Genomic DNA, 17,329 nt, shown 5'->3' with positions numbered 1-17,329 from the left:
AATAGCAAGAAGCAGCCCGCCGAAGCGGGCCGCACTCTTTAGACAATGCTCAAGTTCAAGCGGTCGCCAATGGCCGTGTTCTTACCCCCACCAGGATCATCAGCGCGGCCAAAAGTAATACGGCACCGCTAGCGGCGAATACGTTTAAAGCGCCGCCCAGGTCGAAGATGAGGCCACCCACCGCGGCGCCGGTAGCGATCGCCAGGTTGATGGCCGCCACCAGCAGACCGCTGGCGCTCTCGGCCTCGTCAGGCACCGTGCGGGTGAGCCAGGTCGACCACGCCACCGGAATGGCACCGAATGCCAATCCCCACATCGCGACCAGCGCGGCATCGGTGGCCGGCGTGCTTTCCAGCAGCACCAATGATACCCCGAGCGCGCCCATCAGCAGCGGCATCGCAATCATGGTCAGGCGCAAGTTGCGTTCGACCATCCAGCCGCCCAGGTAGTTACCGAGGAAGTTGGCCACGCCGAAGCCCAGCAGGATGGTGGCCACGCCGTTCACGCCAACCCCGGTCACGGTTTCGAGGAACGGCCGAATATAGGTGAAGAAGGCGAAGTGGCCGGTAAAGACCAGTGCCGCGGCCAGCATCCCCACGCCGATGCGCGGCCGCATCAGCACGTCGAACAGGGTACGCAGGCGGGTCAGACCGGTCGGCGCCATGCGCGGCAGGGTCATAAGCTGCGCCGCCAGCGCCAGCACCCCCAGCAGCGCGGCCAGGCGGAACACGTCGCGCCAGCCGAGCAGGTCGCCGAAGTAACTGCCCAGTGGTGCAGCGGCAATGGTCGCCGCGGAAACGCCGCTGAACATGATCGACAGCCCACGTGGCACCAAGTCCTCGGGCACCAGGCGCATCATGGTGGCGATCGACATGGTCCAGAACCCACCCAGGGCCAGACCCAGCAACACACGCCCGAACAGCAGGATCGTCAGGTTGGGAGCGAAGGCCACCACCAGGTTCGAAGCGACCAATAGCATCGAGAAGCCCAGCAGTACGTGACGGCGGTCGAAGCGCCGTGTAGCGGTGGAGATCAGCAGGCTGGTCAGCAGCGCCACCGCGGCGGTGACCGTTACCGCCTGCCCCGCCATGCCTTCGGTAATCCCCAGGTCTGCCGCCATGGGCGTGAGCAGGCTGGCGGGCAGAAATTCCGCCGTTACCAGCCCAAAGACGCCGAGGGCCATAGAGATGACCGCCCCCCATGCAGGTCGTGCCCGCGATACCAAGTCGTTCATGCTCGTCCTCCTATCCTAGAGAAGCGTTCGTCAGGAACGAGAAGACTAGAGCGACCAGGCCGGACGATCTATGCTAGACACTCTTGAATACTTGATTATTCATCCGAATCTTGAAGAAAGGAGTCCGAGATGCCCAAGCCGGAACAGCCCAGCGACCTGGTAAGCGAACTGCTGCTTGGCATGCGCCTGCGCGGCATCGCCTATCGACGCATCCAGCTCTCGCCTCCGTTGGGGGTGGAGTTCGGGCAAGTGGAGGGCTGGGCGCAGTTCCACTTCGTGGCGCGCGGCCCCGTCTACCTGCGCAGCCCCAGCGGCAGCGTTCATACCCTCTCGACGGGAGACGCCCTGTTGCTGCCGCGCGGTGGCTTGCATGCCCTGCTCTCCGCGCCCGATCAGCCGGCTCAGGACATCGCCGCCTTCGAGAGCGCCACGCTGTGCGAGGCGGTCAGCGCAATCCGCGCTTGCCCGCAGGGCTGCACCGTGGATGGCGCCCTGACGTTCAGCGGCTGCATGGAGTTCGACCTGGGCAGCATGCACGCCTTGGTCTCGCTGATGCCCGAAGTGATGCACGTCGGCACCCTGCTCGAGCGACAGCCCGAGATCCTGCCCATGCTCGAGGCGATGGAGCGCGAGGCGGGAAGCGAGCGGGCAGGCTACGCCGCCATCCTGGCGCGGCTCGCCGATGTGATGGCCGCCTTTATCGTACGCGGCTGGGTGGAGTGCGGCTGCGGCGATGCCAGCGGCTGGATCGAGGCGCTGCGCGACCCGCGCCTGGGCCGCGTCATCGCCGCCCTGCACCGCGAGCCGGGGCGCAACTGGACGGTAGCGGAGCTCGCCGCCGAGATGGGCAGCTCACGCTCGGTATTCGCCGAACGCTTCCTGGCGGTAACCGGCATGACACCGCACCGCTACGTGACCGAGCTGCGCATGCGCCTGGCGGCCCAGTGGATCGGCCGGGAACGACAGCCGATCGAGACCGTGGCCTACCGCCTGGGCTATGGCAGTGCGGCCGCCTTCAGCCGCGCCTTCAAGCGCATCCACGGCTACCCGCCCGGGGTCCTGCGCCAGCAGCGCGAGCCTGGTACCGGCATCACCATGACGACCTCTGCTACCGAGACTACCCATGAACGACGCCCAGTCGCTGCAGCAGGCCATTGACGAGCCAGTGCAGTTGGTGGAGTACGATTCCACCTGGCCGGCACGCTACGCCGCCGAACGCGACCGCTTGCTGCAGCGATTCCACGCCGAGCTGCTCGACGTGCAGCATATTGGCAGTACCGCCATGCCCGGCATGCCGGCCAAGCCCATCATCGACGTCATGGCCGGGGTCGCTTCCATGGCCATGGCCGACGCCCTGTTCGAGCCAATGCTCGATTACGGCTACGTGACCTCGATCGAGTTCAACGCCGGCCTGAGCGACCGCCGCTGGTTCATGCGCCACGCCAACGGCCGGCGTACCCACCACCTGCATGTGGTGGTGCACAACGGCGAGCTGTGGCGCCAGCGACTCGCCTTCCGCGACGCTCTGAGCCGCGACCCGGCGCTGGCCGCACGCTATGCCGACCTCAAGCGCGAGCTGGCTTCCCGCCACCAAGCGGACCGCGAGGCCTATACCCAGGCCAAGGGGGAGTTCGTGCGTTTCGTCATCGCTCAATAAAGATGCACCGCTTCGAACTGCGCCACGACTGCGCCTGACTCATCGCGTAAGGTCAGTGCCTGACCTTCGACCTGCCAGGTGGCCGTCGCTTCGAGTGCGCCAAGAAAAGCCGGCTCGGTATCGCCTCCCTCCAGACAGGCCATGCGCGTGGTGACCAGCGGGCCAAAGCTCAGGGCATCGTTCTCCAGCCGGTAGCTGCCTGCCAGGCGGTTGCAGCCGGTGGAGCCCGCCACGCGGTTCTCCTCGGTGTGCAGCACGAAATGCGCCTCGCGCTGGTTGTCCACCGCTACGGGCGTGACATCGCCGACTCGAGTCAGCTTCCAGTAGGTATTTTCCAGCGGCTCGTCGTGGGTCGTCGCATGCTCCATGCCGGTACAACCCATCAGCACGACGGCCAGCGATCCCAACAAGATGGCAAAGCGACTTTTCATTCTCATTCCCTCATCAAGTTTTCTCCACTCCCGCCGCTACGCAGCGGGCTCCATGTGCCGTAATGTCGGAAAAGCCGCGGCGAATAGCCAGCCTGAATTACGCAGATACCGGGGATTTCGCACCCTCGCCCGTCAGGTCGCCGAGATCGAGCAGCGTGGCCGCCACCGCCTGGGCGCGAGGCACCAGGGTGTCGAGGCGGCAGACCTCCTCATCGGTGTGCATCTTGGCCCCTACCGGCCCGACGCCGCACAGCGTCGGCACACCCAGGCTGGCGGTGAAGCCGGCATCCGAGCAGCCACCGGTGAACTCCCCCTCCACCGCGAAGCCCAGCCTGGCGGCGTGCCCCTGGTAGTGGCCGAACAGCACCTCGCTCATGCGCGCTTCCAGCGGTAGGAAGGCGGAGGTTCGGGTCAGGGAACCACTCGTACCTGGTAGCTCCTGCTCGGCAACGATGGCCTCGATGTCGGCATAGAGCCGCTCGCGCTGCGACGCGCTGACGAAGCGTACGTCGAGCTGGGCGCGGGCCCAGGGGGCCACGGTGTTGCGCGACATGCCACCCTCGATGACCCCGACGTTGGTGGTGACACCAGCGGCATGATCGGTCAGGGCGTGAAGTTTGACGATCTTGCGTGCCAGCGCCTCGATGGCGCTGGCGCCGTCGGCGTGATTCACCCCGGAGTGCGCTGCCCGGCCCTCGACCTCGATGAGAAAACCCGCGCCACCCTTGCGAGCGGTGACCACATTGCCGCTGACCCGCCCCGGCTCGGCATTGAAGACCGCCCGCGCGCCCTGAACCGCTTCCTCGATGAAGGCGCGGCCATCCAAGGAACCGATCTCCTCGTCGGCAGTGAACAGCGCATGTACGGGATACGGCAGCGAAGGCAGGCGGCGCAGGGCGCGCAGCACGAAGCAGTTCAGCACCAGCCCGGCCTTCATGTCGGCCACACCGGGGCCGAAGGCCAGGTCGCCCCGCTGGGTATAGCCGCGGCGGGCTACCGTACCGGTGGGAAACACCGTATCGCGGTGCCCCATCAGCAGCACATGCCCTGCCTGAGTCCCCTCCAGGCGCGCCTCGAGAATATCGCCGGCGTGCGGTCGCGATGTTCGCTTGAGCTCAATGCCGTCGGCCTCGAGCCAGCCGGCGATCACATCGGCCACGGCATCGTTACCAGCCTTGTCGTGGCTGTGGGAGTCGATCTCGACCAGGGTCTTCAGGCACTCGGCCATGGCCTCGCGCTGATCGGCGAGCCAGCTGCATGCCTGCTCCATCAGCCTCGCCGTCATGACGATCTCTCCTTCAATATCTCCTGCCCCTGGGCACCCAGGTCCCACCAGAGCCCCGCCATCAGCAGCAGGCCCTCACGCGCGACGCTGCCCAGCAGGTGCTCGTCCGGGGCGTGCTGCGAGCAGGCCGGATAGGAGTGCGGCACCCACAACGTAGGCAGTTCCAGCGTCTCGGCGAAGACGTCATTGGGCAGCGACCCTCCCAGGTTCGGCAACAGCGTCGGGGCCTTGCCGCTGGTCGCCTGCATCGAGGCCAATGCCCAGCCGACCCACGGGTCTTCCGGGTCGAGACGCGTCGCCGCCATCTGCGACACCCGCGCCGGGGTCACCTCGATGTCTTCGAAGCCGTGACGGTCGAGATGCTGGCGCAGGTGTTCGAGGAAGCGGGTATGGTCGCTGCCCACGACATAGCGCAGCTGGCAATGCGCATGGGCACGCTCCGGGATGGCATTGGCCGGCGCGCTGGGATTGCCGGCTTCGAACGCCAGGATCTCCAGGGTGTTCCAGGCAAACAGCCGTTCCGCCGGCGACAAGCCCGGTTCGCCCCAGTCGGGGTCGATGGCCGGGGCATTCTCACCCGTACCGACCTGTAGCGAAGCGAGTGCCGCACGTACCGCCTTGGGGATGGGCCCCGGTCGCAGCCCCTCCACCTGAATCACGCCATTGGCATCGACCAGCGTCGCCAGGGCGTTGGCCAGGCGCACAGCGGGGTTCTTCAGCACCCCGCCCCAGTTTCCCGAGTGGTGGGCGCCTTCCCTGGCGCACAGCCGCAGGTCGAAATTGAACGAGCCCCGCGAGCCCAGGAACAGCGTCGGTGAATCGGCGTTCAGCCGTGGCCCGTCAGAGGCGATGAAGAGATCGGCGGCGAGTCGCTCGCGGTGGCGTCGGCAGATCTCCTTCAGGCCCGGTGAGCCGGTCTCCTCGCCCATCTCGATCACCAGCTTGACGTTGTAGCCGAGCCGACCGTCGCACGCCTCGAGGGCACACGCCAGCGCCGCCAGGTTGATGCTGTGCTGGCCCTTGTTGTCCGCCGTGCCGCGGCCATACCAGCGGTCGCCCTCCCGGGTGATACGCCATGGCGATAGCCCCTCACGCCAGCGGTCGTCGTAACCGCGTACCACGTCGCCGTGGCCATAGGTCAGTACGCTCAGGGCGGCATCCGGCTCGATACGCTCGGCGATCAGGAAGGGGCCGAACCCGGCCACCGGGTTATCGACGATCTCCCAGTCGAACCCGAGGGCCTCGATGTCGGGCACGACCTGCTCGTCGAGGTAACGCTGCAGCTCATCGAGGCGCCCCGCTACCTGGCTCTCACTGGGCACCGCCACACGCGCCTCCAGCCGTCGTTGCAGGGCACCGCTATCGAAGTGGTGGCGGGCGTTATCCAGCGCTCGTTCGCGCGACATGGCAAGCTCCTGATTCACAGTTAGAGATTGGAGTGGCACGCTCACGCCAGGTGGCAGGCAACGCGCCCCCCGCCCTCGGCGTCATTCAAGGATGGCCGGTGCCTTTCACAGTTCGCCTCGGCCAGCGGGCAGCGCGGGTGAAAAGCACAGCCGGAGGGCGGCGCGCTGGGGTCGGGCTGTCCGCAACCCAGACCGATGTCCGGCACGCCGAGGCCGGGCTCTGGGGTCAGCGCCGAGGCCAGCAGCGCCCGGGTGTAGGGATGGCGCGGGGCGCCGAAGATTTGCTCGCGGCTACCCTCCTCGACGATGCGCCCGAGGTACATCACCGCCAGCCGGTCGGCGAGATGCTCGACTACCGCGAGGTCGTGACTGATGAACAGATAGGTGAGGCCGAACGCCTCCTTGAGGTCGAGCAGCAGGTTGAGGATCTGCGCCTGTACCGAGACATCCAGCGCCGAGGTGGGCTCGTCGCAGATCACCAGGGCGGGGCGCATGATCAAGGCCCGGGCGATGGCCACCCGCTGGCGCTGGCCACCCGAGAGTTGCCCGGGGTACTGCCGTGCAGCGCGCCCCGGCAGGCCGACCAGATCGAGCATCTCGGCTACCCTGGCGGCCTGCTCCTTGGGGCTGCCAATACCATGGACGCGCAGCGGCAAGCCGACGATCTGGGCGATCCGCTGGCGGGGATTGAGCGATGAGTATGGGTCCTGGAAGATCGGCTGAATATGGCGAGCCAGCGCCTTCTGGTTGGCACCTGCGATCGGCCGACCGTCTACCAGCACCTCGCCGGCAGTGGGCGATGTCAGCCCCAACAGCATCTTGGCCAGCGTGCTCTTGCCGCACCCCGACTCCCCCACCAGGCCCATGACCTGGCCGCGAGGCACGCGCAGCGACACCTCGCTGACGGCGTGCAGCTTGCGTCCCTTACGCAATAATCCACTGCCCAGGGTAAAGCTCTTAGACAGAGCCCGGAGTTCCAGGGCGCATGGTTGCTCCCCCCCCGCCGACGGCACCTGGGTGGGTTCGGTCGCAAGCATCATGACATCACCTTAGGCTGTGGTTGGCGGGAAGGATCGGCCAAGCGCGTGGCGAAATGGCAGCGTGCGACATGCCCGGCGGCGATGCGAGTCTGCGGTGGAGGCGTCTCGCACGCAGCCTCGGCCAGCGGGCAGCGATTGCGAAAGGCGCAGCCCTCGACCGCTCCAACCAGACTCGGCACCACCCCGGGTATCGCCTGCAGGCGACTACCTGGAGGGGTCTTGCCAGGAGCCGGAATACAGTTCAAAAGCCCCTGGGTGTAGGGATGACTGGGAGCCGCGAAGAGCGCCTCGGCGCTTGCCGTTTCGATCACCTCGCCGGCATACATCACCGCCACTCGGTCGGCGATGCGTGCCACCACCCCCAGGTCATGGGTGATGAAGATCACCGCGGTGCCGAACTCGCGCTGCAGGTCGCGCAGCAGCCGCAGGATCTGCGCCTGGATGGTGACATCAAGCGCCGTGGTCGGCTCATCGGCAATGATCAGGTCGGGTTCGCACATCAGCGCCATGGCGATCATCACCCGCTGGCGCAGGCCGCCCGAGAGCTGGTGCGGGTACTGGTCCATACGCTCGGCGGCAGCACTGATGCCGACCCGCTCCAGCAGATACACGGCCCGTTCACGGGCTTCGCCGCGGCTCACCCGGCGATGGCGACGCAGCGCCTCGCAGAGCTGGTTGCCCAGCGTATACGCCGGGTTGAGAGCGGTCATCGGCTCCTGGAAGATCATCGCCATGCGCGCGCCGCGCAAGTCGCTGCGGGCCCGCTCCGTCAGGCCCAGCAGCTCCATGCCATCGAAACGCAAACTCTCGGCCGTGACCCGCGCCCGGCGCGGCAACAGCCCCATCAGCGCCAGCGAGGTCATCGACTTGCCGCAGCCCGACTCGCCGACCAGACACAGCATCTCGCCGCGCTCGACATGAAAATCGATGCCGCGCACGGCATGCAGCGTCCCGGCGTCGACCGGCAGGTCGACGCGCAGCTTGTTGACCGTCAGCAGTGGCATGGCTGGCTCACTCATTTCGACCTCCCGGCGCGCTGATGTCGCGCAAACCATCGCCCAGCAGGTTGATCGCCAGCACCAGCACGAACAGTGCGCTGCCGGGAATGGCGATCACCCAGGGTTGGAAGAACATGTAGGACTTGCCCTCGGCGATCATCAGCCCCCACGAGGGCAACGGCGGCTGCACCCCCATGCCCAGGAACGACAGGGTCGCTTCGAGCAGGATGGCATTGGCCACCTCCAGGGTGGCGACCACGATCAGCGCCGCGGCGATATTGGGCAGCACCTCGCGCAGCAGGATGTGATGCAAGGGGCAGCCCAGCGCTCGCGCCGCCTGGACGTACTCGGCGTCGCGCAGCTGTAGGGTGGCGGAGCGCGCCACCACCGCGAAGCGGTCCCACAGCAGCAAACCCAATAGCAGGGTCACCGTGATTAGCGAACCGCCGATCAGCGAGGCCATGGCCAGCGCCACCAGCACCACCGGCATGGCCAGGCGGGTGGTGAGCAGGTAGCTGATCACGGCATCGACGCGGCCGCCGAAGTAGCCCGCCAACACCCCCAGGGTGGAGCCGATCAGCCCCGAGATCAGCGCCGCGACCAGGCCGATGAACAGCGAGATGCGCGTACCGTAGATCAGGCGGCTGAGATAATCGCGCCCCAGCCTGTCGGTGCCCAGCGGATGTTCCCAGCTGCCCGCTTCGTGCCACACCGGAAGCACCATGCGGTTGGCGGTGTTCTGCAGATAGGGGTCGTGGGGGGCCAGCCAGGGCGCCAGCAAGGCGGCGAGTAACAGCAGCGTGACGATGGCGGCACCCAGCGCCAGCCCGCGATGCCCAAGCACGGCACGCGTGAAGCGCGGCCATGTGCCGTCCGCCACGGCACCGGGCGTCGATATCAGGGAATCGTTCATGACGCTCTCCTTAGCGGGCACGTAGCCGCGGATCCAGCACGGCGTTGAGAATGTCCGCCAGCAGGGTCAGCACGATGTAGAACAGCGCGATGATCAGCACCACGGCCTGCACCACCGGGTAGTCGTTGCGCGAGATGGAGTTCCAGGCCAACTGCCCCAGCCCGCGCAGCGAGAACACCGTCTCGATCACCACCGAGCCGCCGAGCATGAATCCCAGCTCCACCGCCGCCAGGGCCACCACGGGAATCACGGCGTTGCGCAGCGCGTGCTTGAAGACCACCGTGCCGGTACGCAGCCCCTTGGCCCTCGCCGTGCGCACGTAATCCGACGCCAGCACCTCGAGCATGCCGCTGCGTGTCAGGCGCATCATCGCCGGGGTGGCGTAGTAGCCCAGGGCGATGGCCGGCAGCACGAAGCCTTGCCAGCTTTCGCTGCCGGCCGCCGGTAGCCACTGCAGGTTGACCGCGAAGAGGATGATCAGGGTCAGGCCGAACCAGAAGTTCGGCATCGCCTGGCCGGTCACGGCGATGGCCATCGCCAGGCGATCAACCCAGCTACCGCGCATCAGGGCAGCTGCCACGCCCAGCGGAATCGAAACGCCGATGGCGATGGCCAGCGACAGCACCCCGAGCGTCATAGTCACCGGCAGACGCTCGACGACCAGGTCCATCACCGAGCTCTGGTAGTAGTAGGAGCGCCCGAAGTCGAGCTGTATCGCCCCCCATAGCCAGCTGGCGAACTGCTCGACCACGGGACGGTCGAGCCCATACTCGACGCGGATCCGCTCGACCTGCTCGGCGGTGGCCTCCGGCCCACCGATGGCCACCGCCAGGTCGCCGGAAAGCTGTAGCAGGCCGAAGCAGAGCACCGAAATGGTCAGCGCCACGCACAGCGCCAGCAGGCTTCGCTTGAAGATGAATGATCCCATGATGTCTCACTCCCGGGCCGCCGCGATACCGCGGCCCCGTTGATCAGTGAAAGATCGCCAGCGCCGTTACTTCCAGCTCGCTTCGTAGAAGCGCGGCAACTCGTCGGGATAAGCGGTGAAATCGAGGTCGGCGGTATGCGCGTAGTAGGTGGAGTAGGAGAACAGCGGCGCCCAGTAGGCCTGCTCGGAGATGCGCGCCAGGGCCTGGCGGTAGTGCTGGCGGCGCACCTCGGGATCGACGGAGTTGTCGGCGATGCTCAGCCACTCCTGCACCTGGGCGTCCTGCCACAGGTCGTCAACGCCACCATTGAAATAGACGCTGGTGAAGGCCGAGACGTCGTTGATCGAGAACGAGCCCCAGGCCTTGAACGCCATGTCGGTACGCCCACTGCGCTGCAGCTCGAGCAGGGCTGGCGAGGTCATGAAACGCAGATTGGCGTTGATGCCCACCGCGCGCAGGTCGCCGATCATCGCCTCGGCGTAGTCGCGTTCGCGATAAGCGTGCAGATCGATCTCGAAGCCATCGGCATAGCCCGCCTCGGCCAGCAGCTCGCGCGCCTTGTCGGGATCGTACTCATACTCGATCACGTCCTGGGTCTCGCAGCCGAACTGGGTCGGGAAACAGGGCGCATACAGCGGCTGGCTGCCGCCCCGCACCAGGTCATTGGCCAGGCCTTCGCGGTTGAGGGCATGGTTGATGGCCTGGCGCACGCGTAGATCGCTCAGCGGCGAGTCGTCGCGCGTCGCCGCGTCCAGCCCAACGTAACCGACGCGCATGGTCTCGTCGCCCAGCACGCTGATCTGGGGCATGCGCTCGAGCGACTCGGCCTGATCTGCCGGTACCCGCCAGATCCAGTCGACCTGTCCCGACATCAGCTGCGCCATGCGCGAGTCCTCGTCGGCGATCGCCTTGAACTCGATATTGCCGATCTGCGGCTGGCCGATGGGGCTCTCCTCGAAGTACTCCTCGAAGCGGGTCAGGCTGACGCCATCCCCGGGGCGCACGGCGGTAATCCGATAGGGGCCGGTACCCACCGGCTCGCGGCTGAAGCCCTCGAGCCCCACTTCCTGGAAATACTCGGCGGGGTAGATCGGCGTCGGGCCGGAGAGATACTCCAGCGCCGCCGGAAAAGGTGCCCCGAGATGGATGCGGACGAGATAGTCATCGAGCGTCTCGACGCGCTCGATCCAGTCGACGTTCTGCCGCGTCACCACCCGGGACTCGGGCGACACCGCATAGTTGAAGGTGAACGCCACGTCGTCGGCATCGAACGCCTCACCGTTGTGAAACGTCACCCCTTCGCGCAACTCGAGCTCCAGGGTGGTGTCGTCGACCCACTCCCAGCGCGTCGCCAGCCGCGGCTCGTACTCCTGGGTGTCGGGGTTGCGATAGATCAGGGTGTCCCATGCCAAATGGGCGAGGATCACCCCCTCGCGCAGATTGTTGTGGTAGGGGCTTACGTTTTCCGGCTCGCTGTCGGAGGCATAGACCAGGGTGTCGTTGGCCTTGCCGGCCAGTGCCGGGGATGCCAGGCAGCCCAATAGGGCAACGGAAATCGCATAGCGGAGTGGACGCAATTGCAGCATGTCATACCTCGTTTGTTATTGGTCTGGCAGCGGATATGAGCGTTGGGAGCACCTAGTGGTGTTGTCGTTGTTAGGTGTCGCTTCACCATGGGTCCAAACTAGGCATGGACAAGAAGTGCTACAAGTATAATGTTTAGAATATATCGTTGCCGTTTCGGCAAACCTTTACCGCATCGAGGAGCCAATGCGATGAATACCCGCGCCCTGCAGGAGACCGCCCTACGCTATTTCCTCGAAGTGGTGCGCTGCGGCTCCATCAGCGAAGCCTCCGAGCGACTCAAGGTGGCGCCCTCGGCCATCAGCCGCCAGATCGCCCGGCTGGAGAGCGAGCTCGACACCCTGCTCTTCGAGCGCCGCGCTCGCGGCATGATGCCGAGTGCCGCCGGTGAGCTACTGGCGGTACACGCTCGACGCATGCAGCTCGAGGCCGACCGGGTGGGTAGCGAGATCCTGGCACTGCGCGGCCTGCAGCGGGGCACGGTGCGCCTGGCCAGTTCGGAGGGGTTTGCGGTGGACTTCCTGCCCGGTGCGGTGGCGGCGTTTCGCCAGCGCTACGACGGCATACACTTCCAACTAGCGGTAGGCCCGCCGGCCGAAGCGACCCGTCGTGTCAGGGAGGGAGAGGCGGATATCGGCATCACCTTCAGCCTGAAGCCCGAGCCCGACGTGCAGATCGAATATCGCCAGCCCGCGCCGATCATGGCAGTGGTAGCACCAGGCCATGAACTGGCCGGCAAGCGTCAGGTATCGATGGCGCAGTTGCAGCGCTATCCGCTGGCACTGCCCACGGCCGATACCACCCTGCGCCAGCTGTTCGATATCTGCAGCAGCCGTCAAAATCTGACTTTCGAATCGATCTTCAGCAGCGACTACACCGAAGCGCTGATCAACTTCGCCATGCTGGGAGGTGGGGTAGCACTTTCCGGCGAGATCTCGATCCGCCAGCGCATGCAGCAGAGACGAGTCGTCGCCATTCCGCTTCGCGACCGCGGCATGGACTCACGCTTCATCGAGATCCAGACGCTCGCCAAGCGCACCCTACCAAGCGCCACCCAGGCATTCCTCGAGTTTCTCAAGGGCCATGTCCCGACGGGTCGTCTACCGCTGGCGGAGTCGGCCTCGGCGCTGGACGGCGAGGCCTGACGCCTCAGCCAGGAATATCGATACCCCGGTGCCCTTGGCCGGTTAAGCCGACCGCCATGCTCAGCCGCCCCGGCACCGCTGGTTGGGGCATGTGACCACTTAGGAACATGGACGCGATAGGCCACTGTCTCCAATCGCAAGCGCTGAATCATCCGAGGACACCAGCTCTTAGGGACAGGATATAGCGCAACAGGTCACTTGCTCGGCCATCGCTCACCAGTTGCTCTGGCGTCTGGTAGTCGAATGTGGGAATCGGCTCGTTACGAAACCAGAACAGAGCGTCCGGCAGATTGCCATTGATATCCGCAGCAGCACCGAGCACCCGGATGGCATCGCGCAGGAAAGTCTGCAGCTTCTCGGCCCCCTGGGCACGAGCGATCGTGCTCCGATGCACATGGGCACGAACAGCCAGCGTTTGGATGTCCATGCCGAGGGCACTGGAAAAGAGCCGCGGATCGATGATTGGCTCGCCGCTCGCACGGGCTGAGACCTTCAGGTCCGCGACAAAACGCTCAAACGACTCCGGCGCATGGTACTTGGCCGGATCGGGATCGCGGAGGACTTCAGCGGTCATAGGAGGCTCCTTACCACACAAAAGCAACGCATTTTCTACATATATGTAGCATAGCAGTGTCAGATAAGAAATGCGCAACGACCATTCAGCCCATCTCGATGGAACTTTCCGTGCCCCCCCTACCCCCGAAGAGGGTTCCACCATGGCCTCCATGAATCCTGCCATGCCTCGGTCGTCTGCCAGTGCAGTCGCCGTATGGTCAAGGTTACGTGTTATCGCCGAGGGCCGCCTGCCGGTAACGCCGGGCCGGCAGCAGCAGTGCTGCCACCGCCACCCCGACGGCACAGGCGGCCAGCAGCAGATAGAGCCGCCCGAATCCACTGGCCGGATCGTAACCCCAGGCCACGATCGGTACGGCCAGGGCGCCAACGCCCAACGACAGCACGTACTTCACGGCATAGACACGTGCCCGCCAGCCGCTGACGGCATGGCGCGCCACGATGGCGTCCTGCACGGGAATGACCCCGAATACGGTTATCATCAGCCCCAGCGACAGTAAAACGACCCACCACTGCCCGCCCTGGGTCAGCAACAACAACAGGGGCACCTGCACCAGCGCCAGCAGCAGCATCAACTGCCGCGGCGACACCCGATCCACTGCCCTACCGGTCACCAGCTGCGCCATGGAGGCGCCGGCAAAGATCAGCGATGCCAGCCCGGTGGCACTGATCAAGCCATTCCCACCACCACGGAAAGCCTCCTCCATGATCTTGGGCAGCACGATGGTGGTAGCCGCGAACACCAGCCCACCCATCAATGCCGTGATGACCAGGTAGGCGAGGATACGGCCAGGCAGCGCCGTCGAGGCTTGTACCGGCGGTGTATCGGCGGTCTCAGCCGTCGACTCACGCGTATCGCGCTCGGCCGGCACCAGTGCCAGATAGGCGATGCCGCTGGCTAGACAGAGCGCGCCGGGCATCAGGAAGGCCGCCTGCCAGCCGAATACGCCCGTCAGCGCACCGGTCAGCAGCGGCGCCGCCGCGACACCCATGTTGCCCCATACGCCGTTCACGCCCAGTGCTTGGCCTACCCCCGCGCCGCTCTCCGCCACCATGGCGATACCCACCGGATGATAGATCGCCGCAAAGGCGCCCACCAAAAACAGACCGGCCGCCATCTGGTATGGGCCGCTCGCAACGCTTGTCAGCATGGAAGCCACCCCGAGCCCCAGGAACATCAGGGCCATCATGCCGTTTCGGCTCCAGCGGTCACCCAGCCAGCCCGCCGGCAAAGTAAACACCGCAAAAGCGACGAAACCCGCGGTGGCCGGCAACAGCAGCTCGCCATACTCGCCCTGGCCGCGCCGCTCCAGCACCACCGCCACCGTGGGGTGAATCAGCATGAAATAATGGGCGTAGGCGTGCCCCAGGTTGAGGAACAGTAGCCGAATGCGATTGCCGCTCATGGCCAGACTCCAGTTGGTCGGCCTTTCAGGCTAAACTCGACGCGACGCCGTTTCTCTCGCTATTCTGACAATATATATAGCGAAACAGCCAATATGCACCACACCAACCCCCTGCCACGCAACGCCCTGCAGCAATACATCGATACCGCTCCAGGCCCCGTGCAGCCCTATGCCTGCGACTACCCCAGCGGTTGGGATACCGGCCGCCATTGCCACTCGCGCGCTCAGCTCGTCTTCGCCACGCAAGGCGTGATGACGGTATCGACTCATGCAGGGTGGTGGGTGGTGCCGCCACAACTCGCCGTCTGGATACCGGCACGCCAGGAGCATGCCCTGCAGATGCATAGGGTCGTCAAGCTGCGCACGCTGTATCTCGACGAACGACTAGCGGAGCTACCCTCCCAGCCACGCGTGTTGAGCGTCTCGCCACTGTTACGCGAACTGGTACTGCGTTTGATGGAGCTACCGGCCGAGGCGAGCGCCAGCGGTGCCGGTGCACGGTTGATAGCGGTACTGCTGGATGAGCTGCGCGAAGGGCCCACCGCCCCATTGCACCTTCCAGACCCCGACGACCCCGTGTTGCAACGGATCTGCAGCGCCCTGCGCACCGATCCGACGCATCAGCAGGATCTCGCGGCCTGGGGCCAAGTGGTGGGCGCTTCGCCACGGACCCTGGCGCGGCGCTTCCAGTCACAGACGGGCATGGGCTTTGCCGCCTGGCGACAGCAAGCACGCTTGCTCGCCGCCCTGCCCATGCTGGCGGAAGGCCGCCCGGTCACGACGGTGGCCCAGGAGGTCGGCTACGAAGCACCGAGCGCCTTCATTGCCGCCTTTCGACGCCACCTGGGAGTGACCCCGGGGCGCTACTTCGCGCGCCCGGGATCCCGTCACTGAATCGAACTCGCACGGCGCCTATAGGCGCCTAGAAAGACAGGCAGATCTTGCCGAAGTGGCGCCCCGCCTCTTCGTGACGGAAGGCATCGGCGATCTTCTCCAGCTCGAAGGTGCTGTCGATGATCGGGCGCACGCCGATGGCCTCGATGCCACGCACCATCTCCTGCTGCTGGGCACGGCTGCCGACGATCAGCCCCTGCAGGCGCGCCTGCTTGGCCATCAGCTTGATGGTCGGCACCTCGCCACCGCGGCCAGTCAGGATACCGATCAGCGCAATATGGCCGCCGATGCACACCGCATCGATGGACTGCGGCAGGGTGCCGGGTCCGCCGACCTCGATCACGTGATCCACACCCCGGCCGTCGGTCAGTGCCTGCACCGTCTTGCCCCACTCCGGGTCGGCCTTATAGTTGATGGTGTGGTCGGCGCCGAGCTCCTTGAGCTTCTCGATCTTCTCATCGGAAGAGGAGGTAGAGATCACCCGCGCGCCCATCGCCTTGGCGAACTGCAGGGCAAAGATCGAAACGCCGCCGGTGCCCAGGGTGAGCACGGTATCGCCGGCCTTGAGGTTGCCGTCCACCACCAGCGCGCGCCAGGCGGTGAGCCCCGCCGTGGTCAGGGTGGCGGCCTCGGTGTGGCTATAGCCCTTGGGTGCGTGGGTAAACCAGGTGGCCGGGCGCACCACTTGCTGGCGGGCGTAGCCGTCAAGGCCGTCGCCGGGGGTGGTCTTGAAATCCGCCACCCTCGCCGGGCCGTCGAGCCAGTAGGGGAAGAAGGTGGAGACCACCGCATCGCCCACCGCGAACTCCTCGACGCCTTCGCCCACCGCCTCGACCACGCCCGCCCCGTCGGCCATGGGGATACGGCCATCGTCGGTGGGGATCATCCCGGCGACCACGGCATAGTCGTGGAAGTTGAGGGAATTTGCCTTCACCGCCACGCGGATCTCGCCCGGGCCCGGCTCGCCGGGCGCATTGCGCTCGACGACGTGCAACTGGTCCAACCCACCACCACTGCCTAATGTTACAACCTTCATGGCGTACTCCTTCTTGAACCTAAAAATGAGCGTGCTAAGAGACTAGCCCAACATGCCGGCGGCAGGTCAAGCAATGGCTCGCTGCATGCAACCCACCAGCGCTTCCACCCGCGGCATGCGCAGCGCCCAGTCGTCACTGCCCTCTTCGAGATAGGCGCGCCGCGCCAACGCCAGTGCGTCGCGGTGCGCCGGGGGCAGGCGACAGCAGCATCCTTGGGGTAATGGCCCTTGCATCCATTCAGTAGTGCGGCGGTGTCATCGCCCAAATCACTATGGTCTTGGACTGTCCCGGATTCCTATACCTATGAGGCCGTGAAGAATCGAAATGGAAGCTATCGCCTTCATTGAGCAGAAAGACTTCTGACTCAATGGTGAGCTCCAGCTGTCCTTGGTCCACATAGCCGGCCTCTTCCCCTTTATGGCAATAGAGTTCGTTTCCAGAAGACCCGCCAGGCTCGAGGGTGCACCGCAGGAGTTCAAGCTGACCGGACAGCGTGGGCGTGAGTAGCTCATCACGGATTCCCGACTCGAATTTCAAGGCACGGCGCCGGGATGCGCGCACGACGATTGCAGCCTCGGGCGCTTCTTGCTCTTCTGGATCGGGGAAGAACCAGTTGATATTCACGCCGAGGATACGCGCAATCACATTCAGCGCACGGATCGACGGCGTCGCCTGCTCGCGCTCAAGCTGACTTAGATATCCAACGGACAGACCGGTTTCACCCCCTAAGGCCTGAAGTGTCATTTTCTTTGCTTTGCGCAGCTCACGCATGCGCGAACCAATGATCGGCTGCGTCT

18 protein-coding genes are annotated in these 17,329 nt (G+C 65.5%); 4 read left to right on the top strand and 14 right to left on the bottom strand.

Features of this window, described 5'->3' with window-relative positions:
- Positions 1-55 precede the first annotated feature (55 nt).
- Complete coding sequence (locus tag CK498_RS16265) at positions 56-1,234, bottom strand: MFS transporter (protein WP_095621908.1); 1,179 nt, start codon at positions 1,232-1,234, stop codon at positions 56-58.
- A 129-nt stretch (positions 1,235-1,363) separates the two neighbouring features.
- On the opposite strand from CK498_RS16265, the gene CK498_RS16260 reads away from it, so the two are divergent.
- Both CK498_RS16260 and CK498_RS16255 read left to right on the top strand, forming a co-directional pair.
- Entirely contained in the window at positions 1,364-2,392 is a 1,029-nt protein-coding gene (locus CK498_RS16260; RefSeq protein ID WP_095621907.1) for an AraC family transcriptional regulator, read from the top strand.
- Positions 2,358-2,891: a GrpB family protein gene (locus CK498_RS16255; RefSeq protein ID WP_095621906.1), complete on the top strand. Its 534-nt coding sequence runs from the start codon at positions 2,358-2,360 to the stop codon at positions 2,889-2,891. The genes CK498_RS16260 and CK498_RS16255 overlap by 35 nt, the downstream gene beginning before the upstream one ends.
- On the opposite strand, the gene CK498_RS16250 is transcribed toward CK498_RS16255, so the two are convergent.
- From CK498_RS16250 to CK498_RS16215, 8 genes are all read right to left on the bottom strand, one after another.
- Positions 2,885-3,322, bottom strand: coding sequence for an META domain-containing protein (locus tag CK498_RS16250; RefSeq protein WP_176475814.1), 438 nt, complete (start codon positions 3,320-3,322; stop codon positions 2,885-2,887). The genes CK498_RS16255 and CK498_RS16250 overlap by 7 nt on opposite strands.
- 97 nt (positions 3,323-3,419) lie before the next feature.
- Entirely contained in the window at positions 3,420-4,607 is a 1,188-nt protein-coding gene (locus CK498_RS16245) for a M20 family metallopeptidase (protein WP_095621904.1), read from the bottom strand.
- Entirely contained in the window at positions 4,604-6,013 is a 1,410-nt protein-coding gene (locus CK498_RS16240) for a M20 family metallopeptidase (RefSeq protein ID WP_095621903.1), read from the bottom strand. The genes CK498_RS16245 and CK498_RS16240 overlap by 4 nt, the downstream gene beginning before the upstream one ends.
- A 41-nt stretch (positions 6,014-6,054) precedes the next feature.
- On the bottom strand, positions 6,055-7,053 hold the full coding sequence (locus CK498_RS16235; RefSeq protein ID WP_229359119.1) for an ABC transporter ATP-binding protein: 999 nt from the start codon (positions 7,051-7,053) through the stop codon (positions 6,055-6,057).
- Complete coding sequence (locus tag CK498_RS16230) at positions 7,050-8,072, bottom strand: ABC transporter ATP-binding protein (RefSeq protein ID WP_229359118.1); 1,023 nt, start codon at positions 8,070-8,072, stop codon at positions 7,050-7,052. The genes CK498_RS16235 and CK498_RS16230 overlap by 4 nt, the downstream gene beginning before the upstream one ends.
- Positions 8,065-8,964: an ABC transporter permease gene (locus CK498_RS16225; RefSeq protein WP_095621901.1), complete on the bottom strand. Its 900-nt coding sequence runs from the start codon at positions 8,962-8,964 to the stop codon at positions 8,065-8,067. The genes CK498_RS16230 and CK498_RS16225 overlap by 8 nt, the downstream gene beginning before the upstream one ends.
- Positions 8,965-8,974: 10 nt before the next feature.
- The gene (locus tag CK498_RS16220) at positions 8,975-9,892 is read right to left on the bottom strand and encodes an ABC transporter permease (RefSeq protein ID WP_095621900.1); all 918 of its coding nucleotides are present in this window, start codon (positions 9,890-9,892) and stop codon (positions 8,975-8,977) included.
- 66 nt (positions 9,893-9,958) lie between these two features.
- Complete coding sequence (locus CK498_RS16215; protein WP_095621899.1) at positions 9,959-11,479, bottom strand: ABC transporter substrate-binding protein; 1,521 nt, start codon at positions 11,477-11,479, stop codon at positions 9,959-9,961.
- 189 nt (positions 11,480-11,668) lie between these two features.
- Between CK498_RS16215 and CK498_RS16210 the strand changes: the two genes are divergently transcribed.
- Positions 11,669-12,622: a LysR family transcriptional regulator gene (locus tag CK498_RS16210; protein ID WP_095621898.1), complete on the top strand. Its 954-nt coding sequence runs from the start codon at positions 11,669-11,671 to the stop codon at positions 12,620-12,622.
- Positions 12,623-12,770: 148 nt separating this feature from the next.
- Here CK498_RS16210 and CK498_RS16200 read toward each other — a convergent pair whose 3' ends face one another.
- Positions 12,771-13,196: a DUF2384 domain-containing protein gene (locus CK498_RS16200; RefSeq protein WP_095621897.1), complete on the bottom strand. Its 426-nt coding sequence runs from the start codon at positions 13,194-13,196 to the stop codon at positions 12,771-12,773.
- Between the two features lie 205 nt (positions 13,197-13,401).
- Positions 13,402-14,601 carry an MFS transporter gene (locus CK498_RS16195; RefSeq protein ID WP_095621896.1) on the bottom strand — a complete coding sequence of 400 codons (1,200 nt, stop codon included), beginning with the start codon at positions 14,599-14,601 and terminating at the stop codon, positions 13,402-13,404.
- 93 nt (positions 14,602-14,694) lie between these two features.
- Here CK498_RS16195 and CK498_RS16190 point away from each other — a divergent pair, with 93 nt between their 5' ends.
- A complete protein-coding gene (locus CK498_RS16190) occupies positions 14,695-15,495 on the top strand; it encodes an AraC family transcriptional regulator (protein ID WP_095621895.1) in 801 nt (266 codons plus the stop codon).
- A 28-nt stretch (positions 15,496-15,523) separates the two neighbouring features.
- Here the strand turns inward: CK498_RS16190 and CK498_RS16185 are convergent, their stop codons facing one another.
- From CK498_RS16185 to CK498_RS16180, 3 genes are all read right to left on the bottom strand, one after another.
- The gene (locus CK498_RS16185; protein WP_095621894.1) at positions 15,524-16,531 is read right to left on the bottom strand and encodes a zinc-dependent alcohol dehydrogenase family protein; all 1,008 of its coding nucleotides are present in this window, start codon (positions 16,529-16,531) and stop codon (positions 15,524-15,526) included.
- Positions 16,532-16,597: 66 nt separating this feature from the next.
- The gene (locus tag CK498_RS25870; RefSeq protein WP_141246973.1) at positions 16,598-16,765 is read right to left on the bottom strand and encodes an aminoglycoside adenylyltransferase domain-containing protein; all 168 of its coding nucleotides are present in this window, start codon (positions 16,763-16,765) and stop codon (positions 16,598-16,600) included.
- 4 nt (positions 16,766-16,769) lie between these two features.
- A complete protein-coding gene (locus CK498_RS16180; protein ID WP_229359117.1) occupies positions 16,770-17,303 on the bottom strand; it encodes a helix-turn-helix domain-containing protein in 534 nt (177 codons plus the stop codon).
- Positions 17,304-17,329 lie beyond the last annotated feature (26 nt).

This window comes from Halomonas salipaludis, assembly GCF_002286975.1.
Classification (GTDB): Bacteria; Pseudomonadota; Gammaproteobacteria; order Pseudomonadales; family Halomonadaceae; genus Franzmannia; species Franzmannia salipaludis.
This window is presented reverse-complemented; position numbering and strand designations above follow the sequence as displayed.